The following is an 11812-nucleotide window of genomic DNA, read 5'->3' on the forward strand; positions in this document are numbered from 1 at the left end:
GCGAGCAGACGCAAAGTCGCACGAACTTGCTGGCAATCGTGCGACTTTGCGTCTGCTCGCGCTGGTTAGCTGCGCCGGCGGCGCGAACTCAGGTAGTCCCCCACCACGGCGGCACCGAGCCCGTCGAGATCGGGCACCACCACCCGCCCACCGACCCGGCGGGCGATCTTATCCAGGAACCGGGCCAGGCCGGGGTCGCTGCCCAGCCGGAAAATGGTGATCTGCGCGCCCAGTCGGGCCATGTCGTCGAAACCCTTGACGGTGAAGGAAATGGTGCGCGGGTTCGGCGGGTAATCGAAAAACACCGATGTGCCGTCGCCGTAATCCTCCAGGTGGGCAGTCGGCTCCCCATCGGTCACCACGAGCACCACGGGCTGTGCGTTGGGGTGCCTGCGCAGGTGCCGCCCCGCCAGCGCGAGCGCATGGTGCAGGTTGGTGCCCTGCTCGTACACGCCTTCCAGGCCGGTCAGCTCAGCTGCTGACACCGTGCGTGCATAGCGGCCAAAGGCGATGATCTGCAAGGCATCTGACCGGAACCGGGTGCTCACCAGGTGGTTGAGCGCCAGCGCGGTCCGCTTCATCGGCAGCCACCGGTTCTCCATCACCATCGAGAACGAGGTGTCTACCAGTAGCGCCACCGCGGCCTGGGTACGCATCTCGGTCTCGGAGACTTCGACGTCGTCGACGGTGATGCGCAGGGGGGAGTCCAGCGTGCGCGTCCCCGACTGCCGCAGCACGGCATTGGTGAGGGTGCGGGAGATGTTCCACGGCTCGGTGTCACCGAACTGCCAGGGCCTGGTGGAGCCGGTCAGCTCCCCGGCGGCGCCGGCCCGCCGGTGGTCACGTTCACCGTGCCGGCCGGAGAGTTGTTGTGCCACATCCCGCAACGCCGTCTCGCCGAGGCGGCGCATGGCTTTGGGCGACAGTCGCCACTGCCCGTCGGAACCGCGGTCCAGGAAACCCTGATTGAGTAGCGCCCGTTCGAGTTCGGCGAGCGTCCGCGCATCCACCGCGGCGTCATCACCCAGCTGCCGCGCCAGCGCGTCGAGGTCGACGTCGTCCATGGTCGCGCCCGGGTATGCCTGCGAGAGTTGCTCGGCCAGCTGCTCCAGCTCGCCGATGTCCGCCATCGCCTGGGTGCCCTCACCCATGCCGAACGGATTGTCGCCGGAGAACTGCTGATCGCCTGTCCAGTCCTCACCCGGCCGCGCGGCCTGCAGGTGCGCGTCGAGGCGGTTCAGTGCGTTCATCAACGACGGCGAGCCGAATGCCTGCTGCGCCAGGGCATCCAGTTCGTCGCGCTGCTCCTGGCTCAGGCTGTTGCGGAACCGCTGGGCGGCCGCGGCCCGTTTCGCCAGCGAGTCCAGCAACTCGTCGACGTTCTGCGGGTTCTCCGGAAAGAACTCGCCGTGCTTGTCCATGAAATCTTGAAAGTCCTGCTGGGTGTCTTCCCCGCGAGAGTGCTTGTCCAGCAGGTCATTCAGATCGTCCAGCATCTCGTTGACACGCTGGCGGTCTTCGTCGGTGGCGCCTTCCAGGGCCTGCTTCATCCCGGCGAAGCGCTGGTCGAGCATCTCGCGGCCGAGCAGATCCTTGATCTGGTCATACTTCTGGCGGGCCTCGGGGCTGCGCCACCGGTATTCGGAAAGCTCCTGCACCGCCTTGGCCGGCGACGGCGGCAACGACTCCAGCTGCAACTCGGAGAACCGCGCGTCGTCGTCCAGCGCACGGGCCAGTTCCTTGCGTTCGGCCAGCACCGCCTCGTCCAGCAGCTTCTTGATCTCCTGCAGGGTGCCGTCCAAGTTGTTGCGGCGCAACAGGTCCCGCCGTTTGCGGTTCGCCTCGGCGGCCAGCCGGTCGGCGCCGCGCATGTTCTCTGAGCCGCGGCGCAGCAACTCGGACAGCGCCCGGCGCGGGGAGGTGCCCGCCATGACGTCCTGCCCGATCTGTTCGAGCGCCTCACGCAGATCCACCGGCGGGGCCAGCGGGTCGGGCCCGCCGGTGTACGCCGAGTACCGCTGTGAGTGCCCGTTACTAGCCATAGACGGTCTGCCCCTCCCCGGATACTTTGTCGACCCGCTTGGCCAGGTACAGCGCTTCGAGCGCCAGCTCCAGTGCCGCGGCGCGCTCCCCCTCGGATTCGGCGCCCAGTTTGGCCGCGATCTTGTCCACCACCGGCAGCCCGGGCACCGCGCCCAGCACATCCTTGGCCGACACCCGCTCCCCCGTCGTGACCGCGGATCCCTTCTCGACCGCCGAAACCAGCGTGCCGACGTCGATGCCACCGAGCACCCGGGAGGCGGTGTCGGCGGTCGCGCGGCGCAGCAGGTGCTCGAGCACGGCCTGCTCGCGACCTTCCTCACCGGACTCGAATTCCAGCTTGCCGCGCAGCACGTCGATGATCGTGCCCAGGTCGACCACCCGGGCCACCGGGTCCGTTTCGCCGAGAATCGCGCCGCGGTGCCGGGCCGCGGCCGCGACCGTCTCGGCGGCCGCGATGGCGAACCGCGCCGACACCCCGGAGCGCTGATCGACCGAACTCGACTCGCGCAGGTAGCGGGCGAACCGCGCGATCACCTGCAGCAGATAATCGGGCACCTGCGCGCTCAGATGTGCCTCCTGGGCGATGACGCCGATCTCGGCCGCCAGTTCCAGCGGGTAGTGGGTGCGGATCTCGGCGCCGAACCGGTCCTTGAGCGGCGTGATGATGCGACCGCGGTTGGTGTAGTCCTCCGGGTTGGCGCTCGCGACCACCAGCACGTCAAGCGGCAGCCGCAGCGTGTAGCCGCGGACCTGGATGTCGCGCTCCTCCATCACATTCAGCATTGAGACCTGAATGCGCTCGGCGAGGTCGGGAAGTTCGTTGACGGCGACGATGCCGCGGTGGGCGCGTGGAATCAGCCCGTACGCGATGGTTTCCGGGTCGCCGAGGCTGCGGCCTTCGGCGACCTTTATCGGGTCGATGTCACCGACCAGGTCGGCCACGCTGGTGTCGGGAGTGGCCAGCTTCTCGGTGTAGCGCTCGCTGCGGTGCTTCCACGCCACCGGCAGGTCGTCCTGCAGCTGGGCGGCGCGGCGGATCCACTCCGGAGTGATCGGCGTATATGGATGCTCGCCCAACTCCGATCCGTCGATCACCGGGGTCCACTCGTCGAGCAGACCGGTCAGCGCCCGCAGTAACCGGGTCTTGCCCTGGCCGCGTTCACCCAGCAGCACGAAGTCGTGGCCGGCGATCAGCGCCCGTTCCAGTTGCGGAATCACGGTGTCGTCGAAACCGAGGATGCCGGGCCATACTTCGTCGCCGTCCGCCAGTGCGGTCAGCAGATTCTCGCGGATCTCCTGCTTTACCCCGCGCTCGCGGTGACCGGAGGCACGCAGCTCGCCAAGGGTTCGGGGCAGATTGCTCGGTGAAGTCACCTCTCCAAGCTACGCGCTGCCGACCCGCGTCACTCGCTGAGCGGTCAGTGCGCGAAGTGTCGGGCGCCGGTGAGGTACAGCGTGACACCAGCTTTGGCGGCGGCCGCGGTGACTTCGTCGTCGCGCACCGAACCACCCGGATGAACGACGGCTTTGACGCCCGCGGCGGTGAGCGTCTCGAGTCCGTCCGGGAACGGGAAGAACGCATCCGAGGCCCCGACGGCACCCCTGACCCGGTCGCCGCCACGTTCTACCGCGAGCCGAGCGGCATCGACCCGGTTGACCTGGCCCATGCCGACGCCGATGGTGGCGCCGCCCGCGACGATGACGATCGCGTTGGACTTGACCGCCCGGCAGGCCCGCCAGGCGAACACCAGGTCGGTGAGGGTGGCCGGGTCGGCGGGTTCACCGGTGGCCAGCGTCCAGTTGTTCGGGTCGTCGCCGGGGGCGTCGAGCTGGTCGCGCTGCTGGATCAGCAGTCCGCCGCTGATCGGGCGCAGCTCGTGGCCGCCTTCGAGTGGCTCGGAGGCGAGCAGGACCCGGATGTTCTTCTTGCGCGTCAACACCTCGAGCGCGCCCGCCTCGTACGCGGGCGCCACGATGACCTCGGTGAAGATGGTGCTGACGTACTCCGCCATTTCGACGCTGACCTCGGTGTTGGCCGCGATCACACCGCCGAAGGCGCTGAGCGGGTCGCAGTCGTGGGCCTTGCGGTGCGCGTCGGCCACCGAGACGTCGGAGATCGCGATGCCGCACGGGTTGGCGTGCTTGATGATCGCCACGCAGGTCTGCTCGTGGTCGAAGGCCGCCCGCCAGGCCGCGTCCGCATCGGTGAAGTTGTTGTAGGACATCTCTTTTCCGTGCAGCTGTTCAGCCTGCGCCAGACCCGGCCAGGCGCCGGGGTCGAGGTAGAGCGCGGCCTGCTGGTGCGGGTTCTCGCCGTAGCGCAGGGTGGCCTGGCGGCGCCAGTTTCTGGCGAAGAAGTGCGGGAATTCCTGCGGGGGCTCTTCGGGTGCCAGGGTTTCCTGCATCCAGGTCGCCACCGCGATGTCGTATTCGGCGGTGTGCTGAAAAGCCAACGACGCCAGCTTCTTTCGCTCGGCGAGGGTAAAACCGCCGTGCCGTACCGCGGCCAGCACGCCGTCGTACCCGCGGGGATCGGTGACCACGGCGACACTGGGGTGGTTCTTGGCCGCGGCGCGCACCATCGACGGTCCGCCGATGTCGATCTGCTCGACGCACTCGTCGGGGCCGGCACCGGACTCGACAGTCTGGGTGAACGGGTAGAGGTTCACGACGACGAGTTCGAAGGCCGCGACGCCGAGCTTCTCCAGCGACGCCCGGTGTTCCGGCTTGCGCAGGTCAGCCAGCAGACCGGCGTGCACCTTGGGGTGCAGGGTCTTGACGCGCCCGTCGAGCACCTCGGGGAAACCGGTCAGTTCCTCGACGCGGGTCACCGGAATCGCTTTGTCCGCAATGGTCTTCGCGGTCGATCCGGTCGAGACGATCTCGACGCCGGCGGCGGCGAGGCCCTGGGCCAGTTCGACCAGGCCGGTCTTGTCGTACACGCTGATCAATGCGCGACGGATCGGCTTCTTGTCGATGTTCATCCCAGGGTCGCCTTTCGCTCTGTAACCGTCACGCCGCGGGTCGCGATCGCGGCCACCACATCCACCAGGAGTTGGCGTTCCACGACCTTGATGCGTTCATGCAGGGTCTGTTCGTCGTCGCCGTCGCGCACCTCGACGGGCTGCTGGGCCAGTATCGGACCAGTGTCCACGCCAGCATCCACCAGGTGCACCGTACAGCCGGTTACTTTCACGCCGTAAGCCAGCGCGTCGCGGACGCCGTGCGCTCCGGGAAACGCCGGTAGCAGCGCCGGGTGAGTGTTCAGGATGCGGCCGTTGAAACGCGAAAGGAATTGCGGACCAAGAATTCTCATGAAGCCTGCGGAAACCACCAGGTCCGGGTTGTGGGCGGCGGTGGCCTCGGTGATGGCTGCGTCCCAGTCGTCGCGGGTCGGGTGCTCGCCGACTCGGACGGCGAAGGCGGGGATTTCCGCGTCGGCGGCGATCTGGGTGGCGCGGCAGTCGCGATCGACTCCGACGGCCACGACCCGCGCCGGGTAGTCGCCTTGGGCCGCGTCCAGCAGGGAATTCAGCAGGGATCCGGTGCCCGACGCCAGCACCACCAGCCGCGCCGGTGCACTCGGGGGTACACGGAGCGGTTCCTGCACACGGAGAGCCTAGTCGGGCGACGATGCCGGCCGCGCCGCGGCCGGAGGAGGAGCCCGGCAAATTGAGCCCAGTCGGGCGACGATGCCGGCCGCGCCGCGGCCGGAGGAGGAGCCCGACAAAATGAGCCCAGCCGGGTGACGATGCCGGCCGCGCCGCGGCCGGAGGTGGGGTATCCCGCGGTCGGGGTGGCCACCGCGGTGCCGCCACGGCCGCCGGCCTCAACGTGATAGCGCCGGCGATATCATTTTCTGCAGGCACATGCCGTGCCCCTCAAGGTACTGCTGTGACGCATGTGACCACCCGCAGCCACCTAATCCTCATCACGCGTTTCGCGCGGCGGCTCGTCGGGGATCGCGGCTTCCTCGACGTTCACGACCTCTTCGTCTTCGGCGAAGTCATCGTCATCGTCGAACACCCCCGCCAGCGGCTCGTCGTCTTCGACGACAGGCTCGGGTGCAACGGGCGGTCTGGCCCGCGGCCGTCGCGGCCGTCGCCGTATACCTCCGGCCATCACCACGGTGACGACACCGACCACGACGAACCAGAACAGCACGCCCAGAAACATGGCGCTGTGGTCGACGCCGACGTCGCCGAAGTTACCCAGCCTGCCGCCCCCGCCATAACCGAGCAGCGTCATCGTCAGGGCCGCCACCACCGCCGCGACCAGCAGCTTGGCGACCGCCGGGATCAGCGGCAGCGCACGTCGGGCACACTGCTGACCGACCGCCACACCTGATGCGGCGCCGACGATCAGCAGCGCGACCCATACCGGCCCGAGCGGCGGCGTCGGCGCCGCGGCCAGGATCGGCAGGGCCGGCACGTCGCCGCCGAATACGGTGAACGAGCTGAACGTCGCGAACCCGATGTGCGCGCTGGACCCGACGGCGACGGCCGCGGCCCCCACGATGACGTTCGGCGCGTACAACACCGACAACGCGGTCAGGTTGAACTGTCCCCAGATCGAGTCGGTGATCCCGTACAGGTCCTGCATGGTCGACCAGTGCACGACCAACGACCCCGCCGTCACCATGCCCGACAGTCCGAGCAGTGCCAGAACACCGGCGGAAGCGGCCCGTAGCGAATCGCCCAGCCAGTTGGGTAACGGAGAAGCGTTCAGCGTGCGTCGTCCCACCCGGGACCAGACGCCGATCGCGGCCCCGATGGCGTGCACCACCAGCACGCTGGTGAACGCCCGCAACGCACTGGGCGTCTGCAACTCGGTCAGCACCGACGACGCGTCGTGGATGACCGCCAGCGCGATGGCCGCGATCAACAACGGACCGCCCAGCGCCGAGGCGATGACCCACCGGATCACCAGCCAGGACGAGTACGGCGACGTCGCTCGCGCCGTGGTGCGCGCCGTGCCCCACACCATCAACAGGACCGGTAACAGTGGCATGACGCCGAGTTCCCGGCCGCCGATCGAGACGGGCACCTGATGCACGCCGAGCCACATGCTCGCGATGGCGCCCAGGGCACCGGTCATGTCGCTGTTGGCGATCAGCAACTCCAGCAGCGTGACCGCCGCGATGACGACCAGCGCCACTACCGCGGGTGCGAAAGCCACCCGGACCAGGTCACGAGCCTGCCGGGCGCCCGTTTCTCCGTTTCTTGCCGACACCCTTGTCACTCTTGCGGGTCACTCTTGAGGGTCACTCGCCGCGCACGAGACTCACCGAGCGCGAGAGCGCGCGATCAGACCGGCGCCGAACCAGGCGACTGCTGCTGGCCCTGGCCGTAGGACGACTGCTGACCACCACCGGAGGCGTTGCCGTAGTTGACGGGGGCGGAACCGCCCTGCGAACCGGTTCCTGCGCTGACCGGCGGCGGCGGACTGAAGCTCGGGAAGCCGGTGGGCGGGGTGTGAGCCGGACCCTGCTGTTGCTGGGGCACCTGCTGCGTGGGCTGCGCCGAGAATCCCCCGGACTGGGGGTTGGGGTTCGACGAGTAGCCCCCGCCGTACTGTGAGCCGTACCCGGACGACTGACCCGGGTTCTGGGCGGGCTGCTGTGCACCCGGCTGACCGTAGTACCCGCCCTGCTGGCCCCCGTACTGGCCGTACTGTCCGTATTGTCCGTAACCGCCGCCGAACGGGTCGTACTTGGGACGCGGCGTCGGCGCGGTGATCACACCCGACTCCAGCAGTAGCGCACCGACGGCGGCAACCGCCTGGAACACAATGCACACCAGCACGATCCACAGCGCCCAGCCGGTGGAGAACGAACTCGGCTTGTTGAACGTCGCGGCGATGATCAGCAGCACGCCCAGCACCGAGAGCACTGCCGAGATGGGCACGTAGCTCTTGGCCTTGGGCAGCAGCCCGAGCCCGGCCAGCATCCCAGCCACCAGGGCAACGGCCACCGACAGGCCGGTGTCACCGGACACCTCAGCGCCGGACCCACTGATTTCGGAGTTATAGGTGAACATCGGGCCGAAGCTGAAGAAGTACGCCAACAAGCCCAGGGCCGCGACCGCGATAGCCAGGTACAGCCCCAGCTTGCTTTCGCCGGGCTCAGTCGGGGCTGCGGCCGGTGCGGCGGCGCCGTACGAGCCGGACGCCTGCTGCCCCGACGGATATCCGGGACTACCGGGCGGGTAGGTCATAAGTCCTCCTGTTGCTTCCGGTGCCGTCACGGCCCCTCTGCTGCGGTGCGACGCGGTGCCGCGTGCGACGCATTCGATCAACCACGCTAGCGCACCTGTGAGAACTAATGCCCGCCCGCCGCAGGGGCCGCCTGCGGCCAAAAGTAGAACACGTTCTAAATTGGGGCATGGACTTCGGCCTCGTTCTGTTCACCAGCGATCGCGGCATTTCCCCGGCGGCCGCCGCGAAACTCGCCGACACACACGGTTTTCACACGTTCTACGTGCCTGAACACACACACATTCCGATAAAACGTGAGGCGGCACATCCCACCACCGGAGACGAGACCCTGCCCGACGACCGCTACATGCGGACGCTCGATCCCTGGGTGAGCCTGGGTGCGGCATGCGCGGTGACCTCCCGGGTCCGGCTGTCGACGGCCGTGGCCCTCCCGGTCGAGCACGACCCGATCACGCTGGCGAAAAGTATCGCCACGCTGGACCACCTGTCGGGCGGCCGCGTCAGTCTCGGTGTCGGGTTCGGCTGGAACACCGACGAACTGGCCGATCACAACGTGCCGCCCGGACGTCGTCGCACCATGCTCCGGGAGTACCTCGAGGCAATGCGGGCGCTGTGGACCCAGGAAGAAGCCGAGTACGACGGCGAGTTCGTGAAGTTCGGTCCCAGCTGGGCCTGGCCCAAGCCGGTGCAGGCGCACGTTCCCGTGTTGGTGGGCGCCGCAGGCAACGAGAAGAACTTCAAGTGGATCGCACGCAGCGCCGACGGCTGGATCACCACGCCACGCGATTTCGACATCGACGAGCCGGTGAAGCTGTTGCAGGACACCTGGGCCGCGGCGGGCCGTGACGGCGCTCCGCAGATCGTGGCGCTGGACTTCAAGCCCGATCCGGAGAAGTTGGCGCGCTGGGCAGAGCTGGGCGTGACCGAAGTGCTGTTCGGCATGCCGGACAGCGACGAGGACAAGGTGGCCGCGTACGTGGAGCGGCTGGCCGGCAAGCTGGCGTCGTTCGCTTAGCCGGGGTTGGGCACGGCCGCGCATGCATTTGCACTTACCGTTGCGCCGAAACTGACACAAGGGCGACGGTCCCAGGCGTGTCGTGTACCGGATTGCAGTGTCGAGGTTGCCGCTCGAGGTCAGGCCATCGTGCAGCGGTTGCCGTAGTCGAACGGGCGCACCCGCACCGGTTGGCCGAGCGGGTCCCCGTCGATCAGTAGGGACACCAGTTCGTCGTCCTCGGTGGTGGCCAGAAAACGGCTGTCGTCGGCGGCGAGCCGACCGATGATGACGCCGGTGGGACGGCCGTTATCGCGGCGCACCGTGTAGGTCTCAATGGTGGCCGGGCCGTCGGGGTTCTCGGTGACCGGCACCGTGGGGCCGCTGTTGACCTGCGCCTGCAACTCGGCGCTGCGATCCGGCTTCCACTGCGCCGGCGCTGTGGAGTAGATCCCGACCGAATACTTGCTCTGGATGCCGCCGTTAGCCCCGACAAAGCCGAATTGACCTGGGGCGACGCGCATTCGATCGATGGTTTCGGCGATGCCGTGCATCGAGTAGTTGTTGCCGGCGCCACCGAAGAACGGCAAGCCACCCGTCAGTGTCAACCCGCGTGGATCGTCGGGTGCGATACCCAGGCCGTCGCAGATGTTGAACACCGGCACTGGGAAGCAGCTGTACAGATCGAAGGTGGCGACATCGTCGACGCCGATGCCCGCGACCTCGAGAGCCTCGCGGGCGGCCAGCACCGCCGACGGCGCGTGCCCGAGATCCGGACGTTGCATGAACGCCTGCGCTTCCAGGTCGGCGTGGCCGCGCAGATACACCCATTTGTCCTCGGGGACACCCAGGCGACGCGCGGCCGCCACCGACATCAGCACCGCCGCCGCGCCCTGGTTCACCTGATCGCGGGCTACCAACAACCGTGGATAGGGCTCGGCGATCATCCGGTTGCTCTCGGTGACGGTAATCAGTTCCTCGACCGTCCGCTCCACCGGCGCGGCAGAGAAGGGGTTGCCCGCGGCAACCTTGCTGAACGGGGCGAACAGCTCGGCCATCCGACGCAGATACGCGGCCGGACCCAGACCGGTTGTGGCGCGCCGGGCATTCTCCATCAGGGCGTACTGCGTCGGCGCATCCACCAGTCCGTGGATCACCGTGTAGCGCGAGATGTACTTCTCGATGCCCGGTCCGCGGTCTTCCAGGTCGCCGGCGACGGTTTCGCTGAAGTCCGGCTTGTCCTCGCGACCCGCGAAATACCGCAGAGTGGACGTTGCGTCGGAGCCGAAGACCAGCGCGACCTCGGATCGCCCGGCGGCGATCTCCCCGGCCAGTTCGGTGATCAGGTGCTGGGGGCCCTGACCGCCGACGATCTCCAGGATCGCGCGACGCGGTTCGGCGCCGATGCGCTTGGCCACCGAGCGCGGGTAGTTGTTGGACCGGCCCAGCGGTGCGTTGGCCACCGGTCCGGAGATCTCGAACTGCCGCAGGGCTGCGATGGTGTCGATGTCGGCGGCGACCGCGGTAGCGCCGCAATCATCAAGGGCGGCCTGGGCCGCGGCAGCAGCCAGCTCGACGGGCGACATGGCCCGGTAACCGGGGTCGTCGATACGCTCGGCGGCCTGCCCGACACCCACGATCACGGGCGTCCGCGGATCAAGATTCATAGCCTTACTATCTACCGGACCTGCCGCCGGACGCCTGCAGCGGGTCCTGCGAAACCGCGCCCACCTGCAGCGTCGCCGAGATACGCTGGGCGTCTCTAGAACATGCGTCTAGCAGGGACGCCTCATTCCCCATCGGGGAGGTGACCACATGTCATTTGTCACCACGGTGCCTGACTTCGTCACGGCGGCCGCCGCCGATCTGGCCAACATCGGCTCGACGATCAGCGAGGCCAACGCGCTGGCTCTCGCCCCCACCTCGGCGGTGTTGGCCGCCGGCGCTGACGAAGTGTCGGCGGCCGTCGCCGCCTTATTCGGAGCCCACGCCCAGTCCTATCAGGCGCTGAGCACGGCCGCCGCGGCGTTTCACGACCAATTCGTGCAGCTCATGAGCGGGGGCGCGGCGCAGTACACCGCGGCCGAGGCGGCGGCCGCTTCGCCGCTGCAACTGGTGCAACAGCAGATACTCGGCGTGATCAATGCGCCTACCCAGTTGCTGCTGGGCCGCCCGCTGATCGGCAACGGGGCCAACGCCGCGCCGGCGAGCGGCGCCAACGGTGGGGACGGTGGGCTGCTGTGGGGCAACGGCGGTGCCGGTGGGAGCGGCTCGACGCTGCGCAACGGCGGAAACGGCGGCGCCGCAGGACTTTTCGGCAACGGCGGGGCCGGTGGTAACGGCGGCGACGGCGGTAACGGCGGAAACGGCGGCGCGGGCGGTCTGCTTTTCGGCGCCGGCGGCGCGGGCGGCGTCGGCGGCGGTTCCCCGGCCGGCGGCATTCCCGGCGGCACGGGCGGGGCCGGCGGCGCTGCCGGGTTGTTCGGCATCGGCGGCGCGGGTGGCATCGGCGGGACCGGCCAAGTTGCCATCGGCGGCATCGGCGGCACCGGTGGTGCG

The 11812-nt window shown here is 68.5% G+C and carries 9 protein-coding genes; 2 read left to right on the forward strand and 7 right to left on the reverse strand.

Going from position 1 to position 11812, the window contains the following annotated elements:
- Window positions 1–65 precede the first annotated feature (65 nt).
- The 6 genes from AO501_RS06355 to AO501_RS06380 form a co-directional block, all read right to left on the reverse strand.
- Window positions 66–2042, reverse strand: a complete 1977-nt coding sequence (locus tag AO501_RS06355; RefSeq protein ID WP_055576912.1) for a vWA domain-containing protein — start codon at window positions 2040–2042, stop codon at window positions 66–68.
- Window positions 2035–3417, reverse strand: coding sequence for an ATP-binding protein (locus tag AO501_RS06360; protein ID WP_055576913.1), 1383 nt, complete (start codon window positions 3415–3417; stop codon window positions 2035–2037). Before AO501_RS06360 ends, AO501_RS06355 begins: the two co-directional genes overlap by 8 nt.
- A gap of 44 nt (window positions 3418–3461) precedes the next feature.
- A complete protein-coding gene (gene purH, locus AO501_RS06365; protein ID WP_055576914.1) occupies window positions 3462–5027 on the reverse strand; it encodes a bifunctional phosphoribosylaminoimidazolecarboxamide formyltransferase/IMP cyclohydrolase in 1566 nt (521 codons plus the stop codon).
- Window positions 5024–5653, reverse strand: a complete 630-nt coding sequence (gene purN, locus AO501_RS06370; protein WP_055576915.1) for a phosphoribosylglycinamide formyltransferase — start codon at window positions 5651–5653, stop codon at window positions 5024–5026. Before purN ends, purH begins: the two co-directional genes overlap by 4 nt.
- Before the next feature lie 311 nt (window positions 5654–5964).
- Window positions 5965–7284 (reverse strand): DUF6350 family protein, encoded by a 1320-nt coding sequence (locus AO501_RS06375; RefSeq protein WP_055576916.1) that lies wholly within the window; start codon window positions 7282–7284, stop codon window positions 5965–5967.
- Between the two features lie 65 nt (window positions 7285–7349).
- On the reverse strand, window positions 7350–8258 hold the full coding sequence (locus AO501_RS06380; protein ID WP_055576917.1) for a DUF5336 domain-containing protein: 909 nt from the start codon (window positions 8256–8258) through the stop codon (window positions 7350–7352).
- A gap of 167 nt (window positions 8259–8425) precedes the next feature.
- Between AO501_RS06380 and AO501_RS06385 the strand changes: the two genes are divergently transcribed.
- Window positions 8426–9274 carry an LLM class F420-dependent oxidoreductase gene (locus tag AO501_RS06385; RefSeq protein WP_055576918.1) on the forward strand — a complete coding sequence of 283 codons (849 nt, stop codon included), beginning with the start codon at window positions 8426–8428 and terminating at the stop codon, window positions 9272–9274.
- A gap of 119 nt (window positions 9275–9393) precedes the next feature.
- Here AO501_RS06385 and AO501_RS06390 read toward each other — a convergent pair whose 3' ends face one another.
- Window positions 9394–10920 carry an acetyl-CoA acetyltransferase gene (locus AO501_RS06390; RefSeq protein ID WP_055576919.1) on the reverse strand — a complete coding sequence of 509 codons (1527 nt, stop codon included), beginning with the start codon at window positions 10918–10920 and terminating at the stop codon, window positions 9394–9396.
- A 148-nt stretch (window positions 10921–11068) separates the two neighbouring features.
- Between AO501_RS06390 and AO501_RS06395 the strand changes: the two genes are divergently transcribed.
- The coding region (locus AO501_RS06395; protein WP_156452348.1) for a PE family protein at window positions 11069–11812 on the forward strand (744 nt) is incomplete at its 3' end.

This window comes from Mycobacterium gordonae (assembly GCF_001417955.2).
Taxonomy (GTDB): Bacteria; Actinomycetota; Actinomycetes; order Mycobacteriales; family Mycobacteriaceae; genus Mycobacterium; species Mycobacterium gordonae_B.